Origin of the sequence: Pararhodobacter sp. (assembly GCF_034676545.1) — a bacterium.
In the GTDB taxonomy this organism is placed as follows: Bacteria; Pseudomonadota; Alphaproteobacteria; order Rhodobacterales; family Rhodobacteraceae; genus Pararhodobacter.
Genome location: NZ_JAUCBZ010000015.1, coordinates 2,835,093 through 2,856,390, shown reverse-complemented (window position 1 = coordinate 2,856,390; position 21,298 = coordinate 2,835,093). Strand labels below are relative to the sequence as shown.

The window sequence follows — 21,298 nt, the reverse complement described above, 5'->3', positions numbered from 1 at the left end:
TGCAAGGTTTTCAGTGAAAGCTGTCCGAATGCAAGGGGGGAGGGCGTGACCATACACGTTTGCCCTTGCCGACATTGTGGAGGAAACACATGACCAAGTTTACGTTCGGGGCCCTGTCGATGGGTGCCGCCTTGGCGCTTGCCGCGCCCGCATTCGCAACCGAGTGCATTGCCCCCGCCAACCCGGGTGGTGGCTGGGATTTCACCTGCCGCCAGATCAGCAGCATCATGTACGAGATCGGCGTCGTCGATGCGCCGATTCAGGTGACCAACATGGCCGGTGCCGGTGGTGGCTTGGCCTTCGTCAACGTTGTCAACGAGCGCAACACCGACCCCGATCTGATCGTCGCAGCGTCATCCGCCACGACCACCCGTCTGGCGCAGAACGCTTATGCCGGCTCGACCGCGGATCAGGTGCGCTTTGTCGGGGCCATCGGTGCCGATCCCGGCGTGATCGTGGTCGCGGCCGACAGCCCGTTCCAGTCGCTCACTGACATGGTCGATGCGATTCTGGCCGATCCGACCTCGGTGGCCTTTGCCGGTGGCTCGGCGGTGGGTGGTTTTGATCATATGAAGCCGCTGCAGATCCTGCAGGCGGCGGGCCTCGAGGACATCACCCAGATCCGCTATATCGGGGTTGACGGTGGCGCGGATGCGATCACCCAGACCATCGGCGGCTTCACGCAGGCGATGACCGGCGACATGTCGGAGATCGTGGGCTTTGTGCGCTCGGGCGATGTGCGCGTGCTGGCGGTTCTGACCGAAGAGCGAGTGCCCGGGTTCGAGGATATCCCCACCGCGCGCGAGCAAGGCTATGACGTGGTCGCGGTGAATTGGCGCGGGCTCTATGTTCCCGGCGGTATCACCGATGCCGAGTTCAACGTCTGGGCCGAACGTCTGGCCGCCGTCGCTGCCAGCCCCCAATGGCAAGCCGCCATGGAGGCCAATGGTCTGGCCCCGTTCACCAAGGTCGGTGACGACTTTCAGGACTGGATCGACGGCGTGATTGCCCAGACCGAAGCCCTGAGCCGCCTGATCGGCGTGATTCAGTAATGAAAGCAGACCGGATCTTTGGTCTGGTTCTGATCGTGGTGGCGCTGGGGTATCTCTACAGCGCCACCCAGATTCGGACCAGTTTTCTGTCGGACCCCGTGGGCCCGCGGGTCTTTCCGTATCTGATCGGCCTTCTGGTCATCCTGTGCTCGGCGGTGCTGGTGCTGCGCCCTGATCCCGATGCCGACTGGCCCGGCCTGCGCACCGCCGCACAACTGGCCATCGCGCTGGCCGTGCTGTTGACCTACGCCATGACCATCCGGCCTTTGGGGTTCCTGATCCCGACGGCCTTTGCGGCGGGCATCCTGAGCTATCAGATCAACCCGAAACCCAGCTCGGCGCTGCTGACCGGGCTTGGCCTGTCGGTCGGGCTGTTCGTGGTGTTCAAACTGCTCCTCGGTCTTGGACTACAGCCGTTTCCGCGCGGCTGGTTCTGACGCGATAACCCCGCTTACTGTTCGGATCGGCCACAAAGGTCGGTCGATGGGAGAACATTATGGATATCCTCTCGAATCTGGCGCTGGGTTTTTCCATCGCGCTCAGCCCCTGGACCTTGATGCTGGCGGTGATCGGCTGCTTTTTCGGCACGATCATCGGCGCGCTGCCCGGCCTTGGCCCCTCGAACGGCGTGGCGCTGCTGATCCCGATCTCGTTCTCGATGGGGCTGGATGCGGTCTCGGCGCTGGTGCTGCTGACCTCGGTGTACTACGGCGCGATGTATGGCGGGCGGATCAGTTCGATCCTGTTGAACATTCCCGGCGATGAACCGGCGATGATGACCACGCTCGACGGCTACCCGATGGCCAAACAGGGACGGGCAGGCGACGCGCTGGTGGTGTCCGGCGTGGCCTCGTTTGTCGGCGCGTTTCTGGCCACCGTCGGCCTGATGCTGATGGCCCCTTTGCTGGCGCGGGTGGCGTTCCAATTCGGCCCGGCCGAATATTTCGCCCTTTATCTGCTGGCGTTTTGCACCTTGGGCGGGGTCGGGGCCAACAATCAGGCCAAATCGGCGCTGGCCGCCGTGCTGGGCCTGTCGATTGCGATGATCGGCCTGGACCAGACAACCGGGATGCCGCGCTTTACCCATGGCAACCTGCATCTGATGGACGGTATCGACTTTCTGGTCGCCATCGTCGGCCTGTTCGCGGTTTCGGAAGTGTTCTTTTTCATCGAGAGCCACGGCAAGAACTCGGCGATTGGCGTGAAACTGGGCAAGGTGACGATCCCGTGGGGAGACCTGAAACGCACCTGGGGCACCATGCTGCGCGGCACCGGCATCGGCTTTGTTGCGGGCATCCTGCCGGGGGCAGGGGCGTCTCTGGGCTCGTTCCTAGCCTATATCGGTGAAAAGGCCTGGGCGCGCGACAAATCCAAATTCGGCAAAGGCGATGTGCGCGGCGTGGCAGCCCCAGAGGCCGGCAACAACGCCGCCGCCGGGGGCGCCCTGATCCCGATGCTGACGCTGGGCGTGCCGGGGTCTGGCACCACGGCGGTTCTGCTGGCGCTGTTGCTCACGCTCAACATCACCCCCGGCCCGTTGCTGTTCACCGAACGGCCCGAGGTCGTCTGGGGCCTGATCGCCTCGCTGTTGATCGCCAATATCGTGCTGCTGGTGATGAACGTGCCGATGGTCAAGATTTTCGTGCGCATCCTGTCGGTGCCGTCGCATGTGCTGCTGCCGGGCGTCACGATGGTCGCCTTTGTCGGCATCTATTCCCTGACCGGGTCGTCCTTTGACATGCTGCTGATGGTCGGATTTGGCGTGCTGGGCTATGTGTGCCGCAAGCTCGATATCCCGACCGTGCCGATCATTCTGGGCATCTTGCTGGGCAACGCGATGGAGGATAACCTGCGCCGCGCGATGGTCCTGTCGAATGGCGACTGGACCTATTTGTTCTCGTCGGCGATCTCGACCGGCCTGTGGGTCGCGGCGATCCTTGGGTTCATGGCCCCGGTGTTCTTGCGTCGGTTCCTCAAACGGCCCGCGCAACCGACAGAAATGCACGGAGACTGATATGGCAACGCGCGTTCTGGTGCCTTCGGGCGTGTTGGGTCTGGGCTTCGACCGCGTCGCCTTGGCGCGCGGCGTGGCCGCCAAGCCCGACATCATCGCCATTGACGGCGGATCGACCGACTCTGGCCCGTTTTCCTTGGGGGCGGGCGAAAGCAAATATGCCCGCGCCGCCACAAAATCGGAATGGCGCCACCTGATGCGGGCGCGGGCCGAGGCCGGGGTTCCGCTGGTTCTGGGCACCTCGGGCACCAGTGGCACCGATGCGACGGTGGACTGGATGTATGCCATCACCTGCGAGTTGGCGGCGGAGCTGGGGCAAAGCCTGCGCGTGGCACGGCTCTATTCCAGTCAACCCGCCGCGCGCGTGGTCACGGCGTTGGAAAATGGCCGCATCCACCCGCTGACCCCCGCGCCAGACATCGACGCCGACGGGTTGCGCGCGATGACCAACATCGTCGCCTTGGGCGGCGTCGAGCAGGTGCAGGCGGCGCTGGCCACCGGGGCCGACATCATCCTGTGCGGCCGCGTGACCGACACCGCCACCATCGCCGCCCTGCCATTGTTGCGCGGCGACCACCCCGGCGGCGCGTGGCACGGCGCCAAGATCGCCGAATGCGGCGCGCTGTGTTCGACCAACCCGACCTCGGGCGTGATTCTGGTCGATTTCGACGAACAGGGCTTCACCGTCGAGGCCATGGCCGCCACTGCCCGCTGCACGCCGCATTCGGTCTCGGCGCATATGCTCTATGAAAACTCCGACCCGTTTCAGCTTTATGAACCGGGCGGCTATCTGGATGTGCGCGGCGCGCGCTATGCCGCGCTCGATGATCGCCGGGTGCGGGTCGAGGGGTCGCAATGGGTGCCGGGACGCTATACCGTCAAGCTGGAGGGTGCGCGCAAGGCCGGGTTTCAGACCACCATCCTCGCGGTGCTACGCCAGGCGCATTACGTCGCCAACGCGCGGCTTTGGGCGGATCAGTTGCACGCCTATCTGACCGACCAGATCACCCAGCGCATGGGGCTGACGCCACCCGATTACACGCTGGAATTCCGGTTGATCGGTGTGAATGCCGCCTTGGGCGCGCTGGAAACCAAGACCGGCACACCCTCTGAGGTTGGCGTTCTGGGCATCGTCACCGCGCAAACCCAGGCGCTTGCCTCGGAAATCGGCAAATTGATCAACCCGTTCGTGCTGCATTATCCGCTGACCCAGGACGAGGAACTGCCGACCTTCGCCTTTCCCTATTCGCCCGCCACCACCGACCGAGGCCCTCTGTATGAGTTCGCCTTGAATCATGTGATGGAACTGGATGACCCGATGTCGGCCTTCCGACTTGTTGTAAGCGAGGTGAACTGATGGCGCGTCTTGGCGATAGGGTGCTGAAGGTCCGCTCGAAAAACGCGGGGCCGTTCTGGATCACCATCGACATATTCTGCGGCAGCGCCGAGGCTTTTGCCACGGTCAGCGCCGCCCTTGAAACCGCCCGGATCGCCGCCCTCACCGGCACGCCCGAGCACCTGGTCAAGCGGTTCGATATTGCCGAACTGTCGGTGATCAAACTGTCGATCCCGCGCCCCGTCGTGCAAGGCAGCCGCGATGACCGCGACATGCATGGCGCGGCGCTGGCGGTGTTGCTGGAAGAAATGGCGCTCTAGCGGATCAGCATCACCGGCACTTTGCACGAGCGGATCATCTCGGTGGTGGTCGAGCCAATGATCAGGCTGCGGATGCGGCTGTGGCCATAGGCGCCCATCACCAGCATGTCAAAGCCCTGTTCATCGACCAGATCGCCCAGCGCGGTTTCCGACGCCCCGGCGACGATGCCCACGGTTGTGGTCAATCCGGCTGCCTGCAGCATGGCCTGCGAGTCCTTCATCTTTTGCTGAAGCTCGGTGCTGGGGGTGCCGACGGTGACGATATGCACCGTCAACCCGCTGTAGATCGGCGATTGCGCGATATGGGTCACCGCCCGCTGCGCCGAGGCCCCGCCGTCATAGGCCACCAAAATCCTGGAAATCGGCTTGAACGCCCGCGAGGTCACCAGCACAGGTTTCTGGCTGGCGCGCACGATACGCTCCAAATTCGAGCCCAGATGCCCCTTGGCGAAATCCGCCGCCTCGCCACGCTTGCCGATCATCACCAATTCGGCCCCGGCCTCTTGCTCGGCCATCGTGTCCACAATATCGCCGTGGCGCAGGCGGGTGGTGATGTCGGTGACGCCGGCGTTTTCCAGAATGGCCTGAGCATCCTCCAGGATCGCGCGTCCGCGATGGGCCACCAACTTGGCGCGCTGTTCATCAAGCTCCGCCAGATCCGCCAGCAACGCCGACCGCGCCCCCAAGGCAATCGAGCCCGAGAGGTCGGATTTCGCGGCGCTATCGCGGCGGCCCAGAACATGCATCAACTCGACGCTCCACCCGGTGCGCTGCGCGACCCAGGCGGCGTGGTCGCACACCGAATGCGAATAGATTGATCCGTCGATCAAGGCGATGATTTTGCTGCTCATGTCGGTCTCCTCAATGCGCCACCAGGTCGCTCATCGCGCCCGGTTTGTCATGCACCGCAAGCTGGTCCATCAAGGTCTCGGACGCCTCATTCATGCCGACAATCTCCACCTCGGCCCCGTCACGGCGGAATTTCAGCACCGCCATGTCGAGCGCCTGAACCGAGGAAATATCCCAGATATGCGCGCGGCTCACGTCGATGATAACCCGCTCGGGCGCTTCGTGAAAGTCAAACGCCTTCATCAAATCCTCGACCGAGCCATAGAACAATTGCCCCTCGATCCGGTAGGTGCGCACCCGGCCATCCTTGCTGATCTCCGAGGTGACGCGAAACAATTGCGCGATTTTTCCGGCGAAGAAGATCCCCGACAACAGCACACCCACCAGCACGCCAATCGCCAGATTATGCGTGTAAACCACCGTTGCCACCGTCGCCACCATCACCACCGAACTGGAGCGCGGATGCGTGCGCAGGTTGCCGATCGACGACCAGCTGAATGTGCCGATCGACACCATGATCATGATCGCCACCAGCGCGGGCATGGGAATGATGCTGACCAGATCGCCCAGCCCCACGACAAGGATCAGCAGGAACACACCCGCGACAAAGGACGACAACCGCCCGCGACCGCCCGATTTCACGTTGATCATCGACTGGCCGATCATCGCGCAACCTGCCATGCCACCGATGAACCCGGTAACCGTATTGGCGACGCCTTGACCGATGCACTCCTGATCGCGGCTGGATGTGGTGTCCGTCAGATCATCGACCAGCGTTTGCGTCATCAGGCTTTCCAGCAGACCGACAACCGCCACCGCCACCGAATAGGGCAGGATGATCATGAAGGTCTCGAATGTCAGCGGAATGTCGGGCAGCAGAAAGACCGGCAAAGTGTCGGGCAGCGCGCCCATATCGCCCACCGTGCGCACATCGAGGCCCAGCGCCCAAGCCAGCGCGGTCAGCACGACAATCGTCACCAAAGGCGAGGGGATGGCGCGGGTCAGCAGCGGAAACAGGTAAATGATGCCCAACCCCGCCGCGACCAGAACATAAGTCAGCCACGTCACGCTGCGCGGGTCAAGCTCGGGCAATTGTGCCATGAAAATCAGGATTGCCAAGGCGTTGACAAACCCCGTCATCACCGATTTCGACACATAGCGCATGACGCGACCAAGGCTGAGGAACCCCGCGCCGATCTGCAAAAGCCCCGCAAGCACCGTCGCCGCCAGCAGATATTGCAACCCGTGATCGCGCACCAAGGTCACCATCAAGACTGCCGTCGCCGCCGTCGCCGCCGAGATCATGCCGGGTCGCCCGCCAACAATCGCCGTGATCACCGCAATCGAGAAACTGGCATACAGGCCCACTTTTGGGTCCACACCGGCGATCAGGGAAAAGGCAATCGCCTCGGGGATCAGCGCCAGGGCAACAACCAGACCCGACAGCAGGTCAGCGCGGATATTGTCGGTCCATTGCCGACGGTAGGCATCGAGTGAGATCATGAAAAATCCGTTTGCGGGCTGAAAGGCGCCATTCTGCTGTTCGTGTGTTTCGACAAGGCGTAATGGCAAGGCGTTGCGGCACAGGGCGCAGGTCTGCGGACCGCGATCCGGCGCTGAGGCCAATGGTCGCAGGGCTTTTAGCGGCTGTGGTCGCAAATGCCAACCCGCGTTCTTGCGAGGGCCCTGTGTGGGGACCTCAAGCCAGAATGACGCTGTGTGCGCGCGTTCCGAGGGGCTGGTGATAGCGGCGCCGGTCGGTGTTCCGGGCCATGTGGAGGCCCGCGACCCGAGAGTCGGCGCGGGTCAGGTGGCGTTGTTGTTGATCGTTTTATGCGCCAGAGCGACAAAGGTTTCGCGTTCTGCGGGCGTCAGTTTGCTCAGGATCTCGTCTTGCAAGCCGCGCACCAGTGGCAGCAAGTCGTCAAAGAGCCGCGCGCCTTCGGCTGTCAGTTGCACTTCGCGCGCACGGCGGTCGCGGTCGCTGACGGTTCGCGCCACATAGCCCTTGCTGACCAGACGGTCGATCACGCCGCCAATCGTCGCGCGATCATAGGCAATCAGCGCCGCAACGCTGGCCTGATCGACGCCGGGGTTGGCGCGGATCGCATCCATCGCGGCAAACTGGACCTGCGTCACGTCGATGCCCGCATCGCGCATACGCGCCATGAACACCTGTGTTGAAATCTGGTGCAACCGGCGAATGAGATGCCCGGCCATGCCATAGGCTTCCATTGTGCTGTCCCTTTGGTCTCCGGGTGATCGTCAAGGGGTGGGTATGTCAGAAAACCGGAGAAATAGAAAGCACACATATCTTTTTTCTTGACGAAATATAGTAAGTACAGTTACTAATTGCCTGCGCTGCGCCCAGTCAGGGTTCGGGCTGGGAGGGCAAGATCATGCAATACCACCTCAACGGGTTTCGTCCGGGCGACCCCGATCTCAAGGCGGCGGCGCCGAACGCGCATGATCGCACGAACGGCCTGCCGCGAACGGTTGATGTGGTGATCGCCGGCACGGGCCCTGCGGGCCTGTGTCTTGCCGCGCAATTGGCGGGCGTGCCGTCGATACGTACGATGATCGTCGACCCAAAAGCCGGGCCGATGGAAAAGGGGCAGGCGGACGGTATCAGCGTGCGGTCGATGGAGATGTTTCAGGCCTTCGGCTTTGCTGACAAGGTCAAACGCGAATCGATCTGGATCAACGAGACGACCTTCTGGACTCCGAGCAACGGTCGCCTTCAGCGTGCCGCGCGTGTGCAGGACGTGCCGGACGGAACCTCCGAGATGCCGCATATCCTGATCAATCAGGCCCGCATTCACGACATGTTCCTCGATATCATGCGCCATTCGCCAACCCGGTTGGAGCCGGACTATGGGCTGCGCGTCACCGACCTGACGGTTGATCCCACCACCGACGATCACCCTGTCACCGTCACGCTGGAACACACGGCACCGGGGCGCGAGGGCCAGCGTGAGACGGTGCGCGCCAATTATGTCGTCGGGTGTGATGGCGCGCGCAGCAACGTGCGCCGCGCCATTGGTGGCGCGCTGCATGGCGACGCGGCGCATCAGGCCTGGGGGGTGATCGACCTGCTGGCGGTCACTGATTTCCCCGATTGGCGGGTCAAATCCTTCGTGCGGTCGGAAACGGCGGGCACGCTGATGATCTTGCCACGCGAAGGGGGCTATCTTGTGCGGCTCTATGTGGAACTGGATCGGCTGGGCGAGGAGGAGCGCGTCGCCGAACGCGGCATGGATGCCACGACCATCATCGACAAGGCGCAGCGCATCTTTGCCCCCTACACACTGGACGTCAAAGAGGTCGTCTGGTGGTCGATCTACGAAGTGGGCCACCGGTTGACCGACAGGTTCGACGACGTGCCCGCCGATCAGATCGCCACCCGGTCGCCGCGCGTGATGCTGGCCGGGGATGCCTGCCACACGCACAGCCCCAAGGCGGGGCAGGGGATGAACGTGTCGATGGGCGATACGTTCAACATGGGCTGGAAGCTGATCTCGGTGCTGACCGGGCGGTCGGACCCCTCGCTCTTGCATAGCTATACCGCGGAACGCCGCGCGGCAGCCAAGGGTCTGGTGGAATTCGACCACGAATGGGCGCGCGTCGTTGGCGAAAAGGTCAGCCGTGAAGACGCCGACACCCGGCCTCGCGTCGCCCGCGAATTCGAGAACAACCTGCCCTTCACCTGCGGCCTGACGATTCAATATGAGCCCTCGGCCCTGACCGGCGGCGCAGAGCATCAAGCCCTTGCGCCGGGGTTCAACATTGGAAAACGGTTCCACTCGGCCCCGGTGGTGCGGCTGGCCGACGCCAAGCCGATGCAGCTGGGCCATTGCCTCGAGGCTGGTATGCAATGGCACCTGTTTGCCTTTGCCGGTGCGGGTGACACCGGCCAACCGGGCGGCGCGGTTGCGGATCTGTGCGATTGGCTGGATAGCGACCCCGCCTCGCCGATCGTGGCGCATACCCGCGCGGGCGACGATATCGACGCGGTGATCGACCTGCGCGCGGTGTTCCAAAGCGGCTTTCGCGACCTTGACTATGGCGCGATGCCCGCAGCCTTGCGCCCGCACAAAGGGCAATACGGGCTGTGCGATTACGAGAAGATTTTCTGCATCGACCCCAAGCGCGGCGAGGATATCTATGCGCAACGCGGCATCAACCGCGATGCGGGTTGCCTTGTGATCGTCCGGCCCGATCAATACGTCGCGCATGTCCTGCCACTGGCGGCGCGGGCCGAACTGACCGCGTTCTTTGCGGGGTTCCTGCGGCCCGCGTCGTGACTCAACACCGTTGCCAAAGCGCCGCGCCCGGGGCGAACGCGCCTTGCGCAAAGCGGCAGAAGTGATCGACCAGCGGATTGGCGCGCAAACGCGCCGATTTCGCCAGGGCAATGCGATGCGGCGCCAGATCGCCGGTCAGCGGCATCCGCAGGACGGGCCGCCGATCATACGCCAACTCATGCGGAATATCGGTTGCCAGTAGCCCCACGCCAAGACCATTCGCCACCATCGAGCGCAGCATTTCAACCGAGTCCGTTTCATAGGCGATTTTCGGGTTGATCCCCTGCATCTGCGCCAGACCGAGGAAATAGCCGCGACTGTGTGGCAGGCTCACCAGGATCAGCGGGTCTTGCAACAGGTCGGCCATGCTCACGGCGGGGCGATCAGACAAGCGATGCGCTGCGGGCAAAAGCCCATAGGGGCGAATATCGGCGAGCGGCGTGATCTCGAGGCTCGACGGCAGCCCGAGATCATAGAGCAAAGCCACGTCGATCTGTCCAGCTTCCAGCCATGTCGCCAAGGTTTCAAGGTTTGCCTCATGCAATCGCACGGTCATCTTCGGGTTTTCCGCCTGAAACCCGCGCACCAGAGCCGGGGCGTATCGCGGGCCAAGCGTCGAAAAGACGCCAAGATTGAGAACGGTGTTCTGCGAGATGTCCGGGTTGAGCGAGCGCTGGGCCTCATGGCGCAGCGCCTTGAACTCGCTCAGTTTCTGGTGTCCGAAATAGGTCGGGATCACGCCCTGACCCGAGGTGCGCGCAAACAGGGGCCGGCCAAAGTGATCCTCGACCTTGGCAATCGCCAGTGACACCGAGGGCTGCGACACATTCAACATGCGGGCCGCGGCGGCGGTGCTGCCGCCCTCGGCGGTCGCAATCACATAGTCGATGTGCCGCAAGGTGATGGGTATAGGTTTCATCTATTGCTCTATGAAAAATCTGTATTTCTTCTTATAGCATGGCGTGGCGTAAACTCCAGCCAATCAAACAGGAGTGACCTCATGCCCGATCCCGCCGCTGCCCCATCCGCAAAGCCGCTGGACGGCGTTCGCGTGCTGGATTTCACCCGCGTCCTTGCCGGGCCGTATTGTACCGCGCTGATGGCCGATCTTGGGGCGGATGTGATCAAGATCGAGGCCGTGCACGGTGACGATTACCGTCATATCGGGCCGTTCAAACACGGTGAAAGCCTGCTGTTTCAGTCCATAAACCGGGGCAAACGCTCATTTGTGCTGGATCTGAAATCAGCCGAGGACATCGCCACGATCAAGCAATTGCTGGCCGAAACCGACGTGCTGGTCGAGAATTTTCGCCCCGGCGTGATGGAGAAGCTGGGCCTTGGGGTCGAGGCCCTCGCAGAGGCGTTTCCAAGGCTGGTTTATGTCTCGGTGTCGGGCTTTGGCCAGACCGGCAGCAACACCGCCAAACCCGCCTATGACATCATCATTCAGGCGATGAGCGGCCTGATGGATGTGACCGGCGACCCCGATGGCACGCCCACCATGATCGGCGAGGCGCTGGGCGACGTGGCGGGCGGGCTTTTCGCCGCTTGGGGCACGATGGTGGCCTTGTTCGACCGCAGCCGCACGGGCAAGGGCCGCCACGTCGATGTGGCGCTGTTCGATGCGCTGACCTCGATGATGCCGCTTCTGGCCTGTCGCACGTTGATGGCGGGGGAAACACCGTCCCGTACCGGCAACCGCCACGCGCTTTCGGCCCCGTTTGGCACCTATCCGGCGCGCGACGGGCATTTTGCCGTCGCGGTGCTGAATGATCGGCTGTTTGCGACGTTCTGCACGGTGATCGGGCAGCCCGACTTGGCCACCGACCCCCGCTTTACCACCGACCCCTTGCGACGCAGCAATGAACCCGCACTGGCCGAAAGGATCGCGGTTTGGGCGGGCACGCGCGACGTGGCCGAGGCTGTCGCGCGCTTGTCCGAAAACGGGATTCCGGCGTCGGAAATCCAATCGGTCGCGCAGGCCTGGGCCTCAACTCAAGCCGTTGAGCGTGGCCTGGCATCCGAGGTGATTCATCCAACCTTGGGCCGCCTGCGTGTGCCCGAACAGCCCGTGCATTTCAGCGGCGCGGCACGCGGTGGCCGCCGGGCCGCACCCGGATTGAACGCCGATGCCGCCGGAATTCTGGCCGAATTGGCCAAAGGAGAACAGAAATGACCTATCCCCTGTCCGACGATGAAATCGCCGTCATCAACCAGATCACCCGCTTCTCGCAAGAGGTTCTGGCACCGATGGCCGCGACACTGGACGAAGAGTCGATCTTTGCCACGGTTCACCTGCCCGCCATGGCCGAGATGGGCCTGATGGGCATGAATTTGCCCGAAGAATACGGCGGGCTTGGCCTGTCTGGTCCGGCGCTTTATGCCGCGGTCGAGGCCATCGCCGGGGCCTGTGGATCGACCGCGTCGATGCTGACCGCGCATTTCCTGGCGACGGATTCAATCCTGTTGGGGGGGGATGCGGCCCTCAAAGCCCAGCTGTTGCCCGATGCCGCCGCCGGGAAAACCCTGGGCGCCTTCGCGCTGACCGAGCCACAGGCAGGTTCCAACCCTGCCGACATGACGAGCTATGCCCTGCGTGACGGCGACGGATACCGGATCAAGGGCAGCAAATGCTTCATCTCCAATGCCGGGGCGGCGGATTTCATCGTCGTTTACGCCAAGACCGACCGCGAGGCTGGTGCGCGCGGGGTCAGTGCGTTCATCGTCGAACCAAAGGCCACGCAAGGTGTTGATATTGCGCCGAATGAACGCACGATGGGCCTCAAGGGCGGGCATGTGTTCGGCATCAGTTTCGATTGCCGCGTGCCCGAGGCAAACCGTCTTGGCGACGAGGGCACCGGGTTCCGCACGGCGATGAAAGTGCTCGACAACGGGCGCATCGAGGTTGCGGCACAGGCCACCGGGATTGCCGATGCCGCGCTCAAAGCCGCGATTTCCTATGCCAAGGAGCGCAAGGTCGGCGGCCGGATGATCGGCGAGTTTCAGGGTTTGCAATTCATGCTCGCCGATTGCGCCACGGAACTGGCCGCCGCCCGCGCGCTGTCGATGCAAGCCGCCGTCAAGCGCGGCACCGGCGCGCGCTATTCCACCGAATCCGCCTTTGCCAAGCTCTATGCTACCGAAGCCGCGTGGCGCATCGCCGACCGCGCGTTGCAGATCCACGGTGGCTACGGCTACACCCGCGATTTCCCGCTGGAACGCTACCTGCGCGATCTGCGGATTTTCCGGATTTACGAAGGCTCGTCGGAGATCCAGCGCACCATCATTGCGCGCGGCTTGCTGGCCTGACCTTGGACCGGGCCGCCGGAGTGCTCAGGCTGGCGGCGCGTCGGCGTCGACATACCCATCGCCCATGCGCGTCAGGATCGGTGTGCGGATAGCCCCGCGCACCAGCTCTGGCCGGGGCAGCACATCACGCCAACGCGCGCTTTGCTCCATCGCCACGGAAATGCCAATTGGCGTGACCTCGGCCTTGGCCAGCAGTCGCAGCACCGCCGCCAGTGAGGTTCCAGTACTGACCACATCGTCAACCAAAAGCACCCGACGTCCGGTCAGCAGCGGCACCATGCGCGGATCAAGATAGAGCATCTTGCCCTTTTCCGGCGAGGTGATGGAACTGATCGGCTCTGACAAGGCCTCGGTGTACCAGAATTTCCGCGATATCCCCAGTGGCACCATACGCGCATGTCCCAACCGCCGCGCAACGGCTTGGGCCAGCGGCAGCCCCAAGGTCGGGACACCGATCACGACATCTGGCTGCGCCTCGCGCCAGTGGTCTGCCATGATGTCGGCCAGCGCGTCCTCGACCGAGAACGCCGCCTGATTGATGATCAACGAAGCCACGGCGCGGCCGTCACCACCGGGTAGCGCGCGGATCGGCAGCAGCAATTGCCGCCCATCCGGCAGGGTCGCGGGATAACCGTTCTGGTATACCGCACCGGGGCCCGACGCATACGTGTTGGGGGCCTCCAGATGCTGCCAGAATTCGTGGGGGTGTATGCTCATGGGCAGAGCCTCTTGTATCAAACGCGGCATTGGGTCACATCGGTTTGACCCGGAACCGCAAGGATAGGCAAGCCATGTCCGCACCGCTCACGATTGATACCCCCGAATTGGAGAGGCTTGTGGCGCTGCGCCACGACCTGCACGCGCATCCCGAATTGGGCTTTGAAGAGACCCGCACCGCCGAGATCGTCGCGCAAAGGCTTGAAGAGGCGGGCATCACCGTGCATCGCGGGTTGGGAAAAACCGGGGTTGTCGGCTCGCTGACGGTGGGAAATGGCAGCGGGCGGATTGCGCTGCGCGCCGATATGGATGCGCTGGCCATGCCCGAATTGGCCGACCGGCCCTATAAATCGACGCGGGCCAATACGATGCACGCCTGCGGCCATGATGGGCACACGGCGATGTTGCTGGGCGCGGCACGGCATCTGGCGAGGTCGCGGAATTTCTCGGGCACGGTGCATTTCATTTTCCAACCGGCAGAGGAGGGACGCGGCGGTGCGGCGGCGATGATCGAGGATGGGTTTTTCACCAGATTTCCGGTGGACCGGGTGTATGGTTTGCACAATATGCCGGGCCTCGATGTCGATGAAATGGCGGTGGTCATGGGTCCGCAATTGGCCTCGTCCGACAGTTGGTCGGTGACGTTCACGGGCGTCGGCACGCACGGCGCGAAACCCCATCTGGGGCGCGATCCAATCAGTGCTGCCGGGCAGTTTCTGACGGCAATTCATACGGTTGTGGCGCGGGTCGTTGATCCGCTGGAGCCAGCCGTGGTCAGTGCCTGCGCCCTTGAGGCCGGGGATTTCAAGGCGCTCAATGTGATCCCCGATACCGCGCGCGTCGCCGGGACCGCGCGGGCCTATTCGGCCAGAGTCCGCGATCAGCTCGAGGCGGAAATCGGCACCATCGCGCGCGGTATTGCGCAAACATTTGGCGTCGCGGCGAACTATCAATTCACCCGCCGGATTCCGCCGGTGATCAATGAGGCCGACACCACCGCGCGCGCCTTGGCGGCGGCGCAATCCGCGCTCGGTGTGGCGCGCGTTCGCACCAGCTTTCCCCCCTCCACCGCCGGCGACGATTTCGCGTTCTTCTCGCAGGATGTGCCGGGGTGTTATGTCTGGCTGGGCAATGGCCCGGCGGTTGACGGCGCGCTGCATCACAACACGCGCTACGATTTCAACGATGACGCGCTGGTTCCGGGCATCGCGTTCTGGACACGGCTTGTCGAGATGGACCTGCCCGCCTAGCGCTGATTGCCGAGCCCCGCCCAAAGCGCCTCGAGCGCGCCGGGGGCATCAATGGTCATCGCGACGTCGATGGGGGTGCCGTCGGCCGTGGGCACCAACCGCCCCAAATGCGTCTCGCAATCGACCGAAATCGTCATGCGCTGGGTTCCGAACAAATGCGGTTCCAGCGCCCGCAGCATCACGCAGGGGTCATGCAACGGGCGTGATTGGCGTTCCGCGTTATCCGTGAAATAGGCTTGGATGAGCGCCGCAGACAGCGTGGCGGCGATTGTCCCTTTCGCCGCCAGTCGCGCCAGATCCTCAGGGTTCGCGCGCAATTTCCGCGTCACATCCAGCGGGATCAGCGTGAGGGGCACGGGGCCGGAAAACACGATCTGCGCCGCCAGCGGATCGGCGGCCATGTTGAATTCGGCATAAGGGCCGCAGTTTCCCGGCTCATGGATCGTGCCGCCCATCGCGATGATACGGCCAATGCGGGCATAGGCCCTTGGTGCATCGCGGGACAGCAGCGCCAAGTTGGTCAACGGGCCAAGCGCCAGAACCGTCAACGCGCCTTCGGGGGCGGACAGCAGTTGGTCTGCCAGAAACCGGGTGGCGCCGCGCGGATCGGGGGCGGCGCGGGGGGCGGGCAGGGTGACGCCGCCCAACCCATCCACGCCGTGGATCGCCTCTTCATGGATCCCGTCGCCTCTGAGAGGGCCGGATGCACCCGCTGCATAGGCGATATCCGCGCGCCCCATCGCCGCCAACAGGCTGCCGACATTGCGGGTGGTCGTGCCGATGCCGATGTTGCCCGCCACGGCGGTGACGCCCTCGATGGCAAAGCGCGGCTCGGCGAGGGCATAGAGAATGCCCACCGCGTCATCGAGGCCGGGGTCGGTGTCGATCAGGATGCGGTGCGCGGTGCCCATGGTCTTAGCCTTTCGCTGCCAAGTCAGCGTCAATTACCGCGATCTCGGCGCGAAATTGCCCGGCGACCTGATTGGCGTCGGCCAGCACCTTGGCCGGGTCCAGCGTCTGGAGCGCCCGGTCGCGCATCAGCCACGCGCCCTCGACCATCACGTCGCGCACGTCGGTCGGCATGGTGGCAAAGACCAGCACCGAATAGGGGTCATAGATCGGTTGCATTCGCGGGGCCGACAGGTCGATGCGGATCAGATCGGCCTGTTTGCCGGGCTCAAGCGAGCCGATTTGCGCCTCCAACCCCAGGACCTGCGCGCCTTCAATCGTCGCCATGCGGATCACGTCGCGGGTCGGCAGGGATTTGCGCGTATGGCCCAGCACTTTGGCAAAGATCGACACCACGCCAAATTGTGAAAACAAATCAAGGGTGTTGCCGCTCATCGGCCCATCGGTTGCGATGCCCACGGGGATGCCCGCGCGGCGCATATCCTCGATGCGCGCCATGCCGCGCCCGGCCTTGCCATTTGAACGCGCGTTATGCGCAACGCCGGTGCCGGTGCGCGCGAGGGTCGCAAGATCGGCGTCATCCATCAGCAGGCAATGTGCCGCAATCGTGCCGGGCTTCAGCAGGCCCGCCTTGTCACAAACGGCGGTGGTGCTCAGCCTGTGGGTGTCCATCGCCCAGGCGGCCTCGGCCTCGGTCTCGGCCAGATGGATATGAATGCGGGTTTCTGGGTTGGCAGCGTGCCACGCGACCACCCGTTCCATGACTTTCAGGCCCGTCGAATAGGGCGCGTGCGGGGCAATGGAGGCGGTCACGCGGCTGTTCCCAGCGCAGACGTCAACCAGTGCATCGCAAAGGGCAAAGCCCTCATCGAAGGTCTTGTGGTCGGGTGGGTTGAAATCGGCCAGCGTTTGACCGACCACGCCGCGCAGGCCGGAGCGGTCGATCACCCCGGCAACCTCGGTCTCGAAATAATACATGTCGGCGACGGTGGTGACGCCGCCCATGATCATTTCCAGCGCCGAAAGGGCGGACCCCGCGCGCACCATCGCGGGCGAGACAAACTTGCGCTCCAGCGGCAGCATGTAGCGAAACAGACGGTCGTCCACATCCTCGCCCAAACCGCGAAACACGGACATCGCCATATGGCAATGCGGGTTGACCATACCGGGCATGACGATATCGCCGCCCATGTCGCGGATCTCTGCGCCCGGCACGGCGGGCGGAGCACCCTCGCCAAGTGCGGCGATCTTGTCCCCGTCGATCAACAGCCAGCCGCGCTGATATTCGGTCATCGCCGCATCGACGGTCAGGACCCAGGCGTTGGTGAGGAGGGTTTTCACTCGGGCCTCAGGATCGCGCATTGATCGGGGTTGGGCACCAGTTTGACATGCGCGCCGGACTCGAACGGTGTTGCCAAAGACCCGTTGGCGACAAGATGCCCGGCCCCGGTCTGGCATTGGTATTGATAGGCGCGACCCAGATAGGTCCGCATCCCCAGCGTGGCAGGCAGTCCGACGGCGCTTTGATCGTCGGTCACCACCAACCCGTCGGGGCGCGTCGCCAGAATGAACGCGTCGGGGATCGCGCCAAACCGGTCCTGCGACAGCACAAGCGGCGCGCCGTCCTTGGACTCGGCGCGAACGGTATCGCCGTCGCGGGCTGTCACCTTGAGGTCAATCAGGTTCTCGAAGCCCACAAAGCGCGCGACAAAGGCATTGGCCGGGCGCTGATAGAGCGTCTCGGGGGTATCCAGCTGCATGATGCGGCCGCTGTTCATAATGGCGACGCGGTCCGAAATCGAGAACGCCTCTTCCTGATCATGGGTCACATAGAGCGCGGTGGTGCCGTTGGCGCGCTGCAACTGGCGGATTTCAACGCGCATATCGACGCGCAGCTTGGCGTCAAGGTTGGAAAGCGGCTCATCGAACATCAAGAGCGGCGGCTCGATCACCAGCGCGCGGGCCAGGGCCACGCGCTGTTTCTGGCCGCCCGACAATTCGCCGGGCAAGCGGTCGGCCAGATGCGCCAGGCCCACACGCTCCAGCATCTCCATCGCGCGTTTGGTGCGCTCGGTCGTCGACAGCTTGCGCTGTTTCAGCCCGAAACCCACGTTGTTTTGCACGCTCAGATGCGGGAACAGCGCGTAATTCTGAAACACCAGGCCGATGTCGCGACCATGCGCGGGCAGGCGGGTCAGGTCCTTGTCGCCCAGCCGGATGGTGCCGGATGTCGGCTGCAAGAAGCCCGCGACCAGCCGCAGCGTGGTGGTCTTGCCGCAGCCGGACGCACCCAGCAGGGACACCAACTCACCATCGCCCACGGTCAGCGACAGGTCCTCCAGAACCTTGGTAGTGCCGTAATGCGCGGTGATATTGTCGATCGAGAGGGGCAGAGTCATAGGGAAAACGCCTTGTTATTTGGTCACCGCGGTCAGGCCAAGCGTACGCTCGACGATGATCATGACAATGATGGTCAGCATCATCAGCAAGACCGACACCGACGCGATGGTCGGATCGAAGAACTGCTCGACATGCGCCAGAATCTGGATTGGCAGCGTCGATATGCCCGGCCCGGTCAGGAACAGCGACACCGACACGTCATTGATCGAGGTGATGAACGCCAGAATGAACGCCGCGAGGATACCCGAGCGCACATTGGGCAAAACGATGGTAAAGAACGTCTTGACCGGGCGGCTGCCCAACGAGATCGCCGCTTCCTCGATGGAGAAATCAAACGACGCGAGCGAGGCCGAAATCACCCGGATCACATAGGGCAGCACCAGCAGCGTGTGGCCGATCAGCAGCGCGAAGAACACCGGTATGCCCAGGCCCACATTGACCGAGCGCAGCAGCGAAAAGCCGATCACGATCTCGGGCACCAGGATCGGCAAGACAAACAGTGTCGACAGCCAGCCGGGCAGGTAGATGCGATGCCGGTTCAGCGCATAGGCGGCGGGCACGCCGATCAGCAGCGCCAACCCGGTGCCCAGAAACGCCACCTGCATGGAGGTGATGATCGTGCGCCGGAACGCACTGATTTCCCAGATGTTGTTGAACCAATGCAGGGTCAGCCCTTGCGGTGGAAAGGCCAGAAACGTGGTGTCCGAGACCGAGGCCCCGAAAATGATGATCAGCGGCCCGATCAGGAAAATATAGACCGCAATGGTCATCAGGATCAGCAGGGGGTGAATGCGTGTGTTCATCTCAGGAGGCCATGGGGTTGAGGCGGCGGGCGATGCGCGTCATGACCAGAACGGTCGTCACGATCACCACAACCATGATGGCCGCCACGGTCGAGGCGCTGACCCAATCGAACGAGACCATCGCGCGCTGATGCAGGAACGTGCCCATCATCATCTGCCGCGTGCCACCCAACAGATGCGGCGTGGCGTAGGAGGTGAAGCTGGCCGTGAACACAAGCACGGCGCCGACAATCAGGCCCGGAACGGCCAGCGGCAGCACGACTTGAAAGAAGGTCGCGGTGGGTGTGGCCCCCAAGGATGACGAGGCCTGGATCAGGTCGTCGGGGATGTTTTCCAATACGCCGATCAACACCAGTACCATCAGCGGCACGAATATATAAATCAGCGCGACGATCACGGAGGACTGCGTATAGAGCAGCGACAAAGGCCGCTCGATGGCGCCGATCCATTGCAGGAAATTGTTCAGGATGCCGTTGCGGCCCAGAATGATCAGCCAGGCAAAGGATCGCACGACGACACCGGTCAGCAGCGGGAACACCGCCAGCACGATCAGCACGGATTTCATCCAGGGCGGGCATCTGGACACGACATAGGCGGTCAACAGCCCGAGGATCACCGAAACGACCGTGGTGATCGCCGCCACCTCGAAGGTGCGCCAAAGAACCGTGCGCTGAAACCCCGACGCGAAAAAGTCGTGGTACGGGTCAAAGATCCCGTCCGGCGCGGTGAAGGTTACGCTGATCGTCGCGGCGACCGGAATGATCAGGAACAGGGAAATCGCGAGGGTTGCCGGAGACGAGAGAATCCAGCCCGCAAGACGTTTCATATCGGTTCTTTCGCGAAGGTAAGGAAAACTCCCCGAGGCGGCCTTACGCCTCGGGGAGGTCGGTTTGTGTGGCTTACATGCCGAAAATCTCGTTCCAGCGGTTGATCCAGCCGTCCAGCGCCGCGTTCATCGGCACATAATTGACGTGCTGCAAGCTGGAAATCATCTCGTCGCCATAGGTCCAGGGCGCGGCCTGTTCGGGTGTCAGCATGACGCGCGTGTTGACCGGGGCATCAATGCCCTGCTCGGCCAGCACTTGCTGGATTTCCGGCGACAGCACGAAGTTGAGGAACTGGTGCGCCAGTTCTGGTTCTGCGGCACCGATGGGAATGTTGATCGTGTTCAAGGTCGCGATCGAGCCTTCCTCGAGGTCCGCCCAAACCACCGACGGCACCGCCGCTTGAATGCGGCCCAGCGCGAAATCCTGTGCGATCGACACGGTGATCTCGCCGGTCGAGAACAGGTTGATCATCTCGGAGCCGGTGTTGTAGTTGGTCACCACATTCGCCGCCAGTTCGGCAACCTGTTCAAAGGCGGTGTCGGTGTCGGTGTAGGCATCGACCCCGGCGCGTTGACCGGCCCGCAGCACGACCATCGGGCCGGCGGTGGTGGTGATGCCGGGCAGCGAGATCGACGACGCCAGATCTTCGCGCCACAGGTCGTTCCACGAGGTGATCGGCTCGGACACGGCCTCGGCGTCATAGACGATCCCGACGCGGCCGATGGTATAGGCCGGGCCAAACTCACCCTGCGGGGCTTGTGCGAAATCGTAGAGTTCGCTGATATTCGGGACTTGCGCGCGGTCGACGGGCTGGAACATGCCCAATTCGATGCCAAGCTGCGAGAAACGGTCGGTGAGATAGATCACATCGACGCCCTCGCCACTGCGCAATTGCAGACGGCTCAGACGGTCGGCGTTATTGCCCGTCTCGAAGACGACCTCGCAGCCACACATTTCCTCGAACGGATCGACGATGATTTCCTGCAGCTTGTCACCGTTGAAACCCCACCAGGAGATCGTAAAGGTCCGGGATTGCGCGACAGAAGGTGCCGCCGCCATCACGGCAAACACGGATACGGTTGCAAGGCTCAAGATCTTGTGTGTCGTCATGGTTATCCCCTGTTGTGATGGTTGCCCAAGCGGAATCGCGGGCGAGCAGCGAAGTGATGATCAGAACCGTATTTACTGTGGGTGATGGACGCAAGGTC

20 protein-coding genes are annotated in these 21,298 nt (G+C 63.2%); 9 read left to right on the top strand and 11 right to left on the bottom strand.

The genetic code is table 11. From position 1 onward, the window contains the following. Positions 1-89 precede the first annotated feature (89 nt). The 5 genes from VDQ28_RS17440 to VDQ28_RS17420 are packed head-to-tail and all read left to right on the top strand — an operon-like array spanning position 90 to position 4,722. Positions 90-1,052: a Bug family tripartite tricarboxylate transporter substrate binding protein gene (locus tag VDQ28_RS17440; RefSeq protein ID WP_323037137.1), complete on the top strand. Its 963-nt coding sequence runs from the start codon at positions 90-92 to the stop codon at positions 1,050-1,052. Continuing rightward, positions 1,052-1,489, top strand: a complete 438-nt coding sequence (locus VDQ28_RS17435; protein ID WP_323037136.1) for a tripartite tricarboxylate transporter TctB family protein — start codon at positions 1,052-1,054, stop codon at positions 1,487-1,489. Before VDQ28_RS17440 ends, VDQ28_RS17435 begins: the two co-directional genes overlap by 1 nt. A gap of 59 nt (positions 1,490-1,548) precedes the next feature. Then, a complete protein-coding gene (locus VDQ28_RS17430) occupies positions 1,549-3,066 on the top strand; it encodes a tripartite tricarboxylate transporter permease (protein ID WP_323037135.1) in 1,518 nt (505 codons plus the stop codon). A gap of 1 nt (position 3,067) precedes the next feature. Continuing rightward, the gene (locus tag VDQ28_RS17425) at positions 3,068-4,423 is read left to right on the top strand and encodes an acyclic terpene utilization AtuA family protein (RefSeq protein WP_323037134.1); all 1,356 of its coding nucleotides are present in this window, start codon (positions 3,068-3,070) and stop codon (positions 4,421-4,423) included. Then, positions 4,423-4,722, top strand: a complete 300-nt coding sequence (locus VDQ28_RS17420; protein WP_323037133.1) for a DUF4387 family protein — start codon at positions 4,423-4,425, stop codon at positions 4,720-4,722. Before VDQ28_RS17425 ends, VDQ28_RS17420 begins: the two co-directional genes overlap by 1 nt. On the opposite strand, the gene VDQ28_RS17415 is transcribed toward VDQ28_RS17420, so the two are convergent. From VDQ28_RS17415 to VDQ28_RS17405, 3 genes are all read right to left on the bottom strand, one after another. Continuing rightward, entirely contained in the window at positions 4,719-5,573 is an 855-nt protein-coding gene (locus VDQ28_RS17415; RefSeq protein ID WP_323037132.1) for a universal stress protein, read from the bottom strand. The genes VDQ28_RS17420 and VDQ28_RS17415 overlap by 4 nt on opposite strands. Positions 5,574-5,583: 10 nt before the next feature. Further along, on the bottom strand, positions 5,584-7,074 hold the full coding sequence (locus VDQ28_RS17410; protein ID WP_323037131.1) for a SulP family inorganic anion transporter: 1,491 nt from the start codon (positions 7,072-7,074) through the stop codon (positions 5,584-5,586). A gap of 303 nt (positions 7,075-7,377) precedes the next feature. Then, the gene (locus tag VDQ28_RS17405) at positions 7,378-7,806 is read right to left on the bottom strand and encodes a MarR family transcriptional regulator (protein WP_323037130.1); all 429 of its coding nucleotides are present in this window, start codon (positions 7,804-7,806) and stop codon (positions 7,378-7,380) included. Positions 7,807-7,970: 164 nt separating this feature from the next. On the opposite strand from VDQ28_RS17405, the gene VDQ28_RS17400 reads away from it, so the two are divergent. Then, on the top strand, positions 7,971-9,875 hold the full coding sequence (locus VDQ28_RS17400) for an FAD-dependent monooxygenase (protein ID WP_323037129.1): 1,905 nt from the start codon (positions 7,971-7,973) through the stop codon (positions 9,873-9,875). 1 nt (position 9,876) lies between these two features. On the opposite strand, the gene VDQ28_RS17395 is transcribed toward VDQ28_RS17400, so the two are convergent. Continuing rightward, positions 9,877-10,794 carry a LysR family transcriptional regulator gene (locus tag VDQ28_RS17395; protein WP_323037128.1) on the bottom strand — a complete coding sequence of 306 codons (918 nt, stop codon included), beginning with the start codon at positions 10,792-10,794 and terminating at the stop codon, positions 9,877-9,879. A gap of 81 nt (positions 10,795-10,875) precedes the next feature. On the opposite strand from VDQ28_RS17395, the gene VDQ28_RS17390 reads away from it, so the two are divergent. Then, entirely contained in the window at positions 10,876-12,051 is a 1,176-nt protein-coding gene (locus VDQ28_RS17390; protein ID WP_323037127.1) for a CoA transferase, read from the top strand. Continuing rightward, positions 12,048-13,184 (top strand): acyl-CoA dehydrogenase family protein, encoded by a 1,137-nt coding sequence (locus VDQ28_RS17385; RefSeq protein WP_323037126.1) that lies wholly within the window; start codon positions 12,048-12,050, stop codon positions 13,182-13,184. The genes VDQ28_RS17390 and VDQ28_RS17385 overlap by 4 nt, the downstream gene beginning before the upstream one ends. 24 nt (positions 13,185-13,208) lie before the next feature. On the opposite strand, the gene VDQ28_RS17380 is transcribed toward VDQ28_RS17385, so the two are convergent. Next, positions 13,209-13,901, bottom strand: coding sequence for a phosphoribosyltransferase (locus tag VDQ28_RS17380; protein ID WP_323037125.1), 693 nt, complete (start codon positions 13,899-13,901; stop codon positions 13,209-13,211). 74 nt (positions 13,902-13,975) lie between these two features. On the opposite strand from VDQ28_RS17380, the gene VDQ28_RS17375 reads away from it, so the two are divergent. Beyond that, positions 13,976-15,151, top strand: a complete 1,176-nt coding sequence (locus tag VDQ28_RS17375) for a M20 aminoacylase family protein (protein WP_323037124.1) — start codon at positions 13,976-13,978, stop codon at positions 15,149-15,151. On the opposite strand, the gene VDQ28_RS17370 is transcribed toward VDQ28_RS17375, so the two are convergent. From VDQ28_RS17370 to VDQ28_RS17345, 6 genes are all read right to left on the bottom strand, one after another. Further along, entirely contained in the window at positions 15,148-16,062 is a 915-nt protein-coding gene (locus tag VDQ28_RS17370; RefSeq protein ID WP_323037123.1) for a nucleoside hydrolase, read from the bottom strand. The genes VDQ28_RS17375 and VDQ28_RS17370 overlap by 4 nt on opposite strands. A gap of 4 nt (positions 16,063-16,066) precedes the next feature. Then, positions 16,067-17,401, bottom strand: coding sequence for an amidohydrolase (locus VDQ28_RS17365; RefSeq protein ID WP_323037122.1), 1,335 nt, complete (start codon positions 17,399-17,401; stop codon positions 16,067-16,069). Further along, complete coding sequence (locus VDQ28_RS17360) at positions 17,398-18,459, bottom strand: ABC transporter ATP-binding protein (protein ID WP_323037121.1); 1,062 nt, start codon at positions 18,457-18,459, stop codon at positions 17,398-17,400. The genes VDQ28_RS17365 and VDQ28_RS17360 overlap by 4 nt, the downstream gene beginning before the upstream one ends. Positions 18,460-18,474: 15 nt before the next feature. Continuing rightward, on the bottom strand, positions 18,475-19,263 hold the full coding sequence (locus VDQ28_RS17355; protein ID WP_323037120.1) for an ABC transporter permease: 789 nt from the start codon (positions 19,261-19,263) through the stop codon (positions 18,475-18,477). 1 nt (position 19,264) lies between these two features. Continuing rightward, a complete protein-coding gene (locus tag VDQ28_RS17350) occupies positions 19,265-20,089 on the bottom strand; it encodes an ABC transporter permease (RefSeq protein WP_323037119.1) in 825 nt (274 codons plus the stop codon). 73 nt (positions 20,090-20,162) lie between these two features. Then, a complete protein-coding gene (locus VDQ28_RS17345) occupies positions 20,163-21,200 on the bottom strand; it encodes an ABC transporter substrate-binding protein (RefSeq protein ID WP_323037118.1) in 1,038 nt (345 codons plus the stop codon). Positions 21,201-21,298: the final 98 nt, after the last annotated feature.

What these genes read in the sequence shown, in the direction of transcription:
- VDQ28_RS17440 (WP_323037137.1), top strand. Translation starts at nt 90, where the DNA reads ATGACCAAGTTTACGTTCGGGGCCCTGTCGATGGGTGCCGCCTTGGCG.
- VDQ28_RS17435 (WP_323037136.1), top strand. Translation starts at nt 1,052, where the DNA reads ATGAAAGCAGACCGGATCTTTGGTCTGGTTCTGATCGTGGTGGCGCTG.
- VDQ28_RS17430 (WP_323037135.1), top strand. Translation starts at nt 1,549, where the DNA reads ATGGATATCCTCTCGAATCTGGCGCTGGGTTTTTCCATCGCGCTCAGC.
- VDQ28_RS17425 (WP_323037134.1), top strand. Translation starts at nt 3,068, where the DNA reads ATGGCAACGCGCGTTCTGGTGCCTTCGGGCGTGTTGGGTCTGGGCTTC.
- VDQ28_RS17420 (WP_323037133.1), top strand. Translation starts at nt 4,423, where the DNA reads ATGGCGCGTCTTGGCGATAGGGTGCTGAAGGTCCGCTCGAAAAACGCG.
- VDQ28_RS17415 (WP_323037132.1), bottom strand. Translation starts at nt 5,573, where the DNA reads ATGAGCAGCAAAATCATCGCCTTGATCGACGGATCAATCTATTCGCAT.
- VDQ28_RS17410 (WP_323037131.1), bottom strand. Translation starts at nt 7,074, where the DNA reads ATGATCTCACTCGATGCCTACCGTCGGCAATGGACCGACAATATCCGC.
- VDQ28_RS17405 (WP_323037130.1), bottom strand. Translation starts at nt 7,806, where the DNA reads ATGGAAGCCTATGGCATGGCCGGGCATCTCATTCGCCGGTTGCACCAG.
- VDQ28_RS17400 (WP_323037129.1), top strand. Translation starts at nt 7,971, where the DNA reads ATGCAATACCACCTCAACGGGTTTCGTCCGGGCGACCCCGATCTCAAG.
- VDQ28_RS17395 (WP_323037128.1), bottom strand. Translation starts at nt 10,794, where the DNA reads ATGAAACCTATACCCATCACCTTGCGGCACATCGACTATGTGATTGCG.
- VDQ28_RS17390 (WP_323037127.1), top strand. Translation starts at nt 10,876, where the DNA reads ATGCCCGATCCCGCCGCTGCCCCATCCGCAAAGCCGCTGGACGGCGTT.
- VDQ28_RS17385 (WP_323037126.1), top strand. Translation starts at nt 12,048, where the DNA reads ATGACCTATCCCCTGTCCGACGATGAAATCGCCGTCATCAACCAGATC.
- VDQ28_RS17380 (WP_323037125.1), bottom strand. Translation starts at nt 13,901, where the DNA reads ATGAGCATACACCCCCACGAATTCTGGCAGCATCTGGAGGCCCCCAAC.
- VDQ28_RS17375 (WP_323037124.1), top strand. Translation starts at nt 13,976, where the DNA reads ATGTCCGCACCGCTCACGATTGATACCCCCGAATTGGAGAGGCTTGTG.
- VDQ28_RS17370 (WP_323037123.1), bottom strand. Translation starts at nt 16,062, where the DNA reads ATGGGCACCGCGCACCGCATCCTGATCGACACCGACCCCGGCCTCGAT.
- VDQ28_RS17360 (WP_323037121.1), bottom strand. Translation starts at nt 18,459, where the DNA reads ATGACTCTGCCCCTCTCGATCGACAATATCACCGCGCATTACGGCACT.
- VDQ28_RS17355 (WP_323037120.1), bottom strand. Translation starts at nt 19,263, where the DNA reads ATGAACACACGCATTCACCCCCTGCTGATCCTGATGACCATTGCGGTC.
- VDQ28_RS17350 (WP_323037119.1), bottom strand. Translation starts at nt 20,089, where the DNA reads ATGAAACGTCTTGCGGGCTGGATTCTCTCGTCTCCGGCAACCCTCGCG.
- VDQ28_RS17345 (WP_323037118.1), bottom strand. Translation starts at nt 21,200, where the DNA reads ATGACGACACACAAGATCTTGAGCCTTGCAACCGTATCCGTGTTTGCC.